This is a genomic window from Salinicola sp. (genome assembly GCF_982684285.1).
Genome location: NZ_CEXLVS010000494.1, coordinates 1 through 1188, shown reverse-complemented (window position 1 = coordinate 1188; position 1188 = coordinate 1). Strand labels below are relative to the sequence as shown.

Sequence of the window (1188 nt, the reverse complement as noted above, 5' to 3'; positions counted from 1 at the left end):
AAAACCCCTCGGGACGCTACCATACACGCAATGAAAGAGGTCACTGGACCCATTATTGCTACCTCATTAGTGGTAGCAGGTATCTTCATTCCCATTGCCTTTATCAGTGGTTTGTCAGGTCTGTTCTACCAGCAATTTGCTTTAACTATTGTGATTGCAACGTTTATATCGACGCTAAACTCGCTAACGCTTAGCCCCGCATTATCTGCACTTTTATTACGTTCACCTGATGCACCAAAGGACCGTTTAACAAAAATAATGCAATTTCTATTTGGCTGGTTCTTTGCCTTGTTTAATAAAGCATTTGATAAAAGTCAGCGTGGTTATTCTAAAGGAGTGCGTATTTTTGCCTCTCGAAAATTAATCATGATGGTCATTTTTTCTATTCTTGTCGGTCTAACTGTTTACAGTTTTAAGCTGGTTTCACCTGGTTATATTCCAGCTCAAGATAAACAATATTTAATCAGCTTTGCCCAATTACCAACAGGTGCAACACTTGACCGTACTGAAGATGTGCTTCGAGAAATGGCTGATGCTGCAATGGCTGAAGAAGGTGTGGTCAGTGCCGTACAATTTCCTGGCCTCTCTGTTAATGGTTTTGTTCATTCGGCAAGCGCGGGTATTGTGTTTGTAACGTTAGCTGAATTCAAAAAACGCAATACACCGGAGCTTAGTGCTGATGCCATCGCAGGACGATTACAAGGAAGATATAATGCTATTCCTGAGGCATTTATAGCCATATTCCCTCCTCCTCCAGTACGCGGTCTCGGCACAACAGGTGGTTTTAAATTACAAATCCAAGATCGTGGTGACCAGGGCTATAAAGCACTTGATGATGTCGTTAATCAAGTTAAACAGAAAGCCTATATGGACCCTGCTTTGATGCAAGTTTATTCTAATTACAATGTTAATGTGCCGCAGTTATCTGCCAATCTTGACCGTACAAAAGCAGTTCAACTCGGCATTCCTGTCGAAGAAGTATTCCGTACCATGCAAATTTATCTTGGCTCTTTATATGTTAATGATTTCAATCAATTTGGTAGAACCTATCAGGTAATAGCTCAGGCTGATAAAGAGTTCCGTTCCACACCACAAGATATTACACGCTTACAAACTCGAAATAGCGAAGGAATGATGGTGCCTTTAGGTGCCGTTATAAGTGTAGACGAATCCTTTGGACCTGATGTG

1 protein-coding gene is annotated in these 1188 nt (G+C 41.2%); it reads left to right on the top strand.

The features are described from left to right. The coding region (locus tag AC3AYF_RS21395) for an efflux RND transporter permease subunit (protein ID WP_487780482.1) at positions 1-1188 on the top strand (1188 nt) is incomplete at both ends.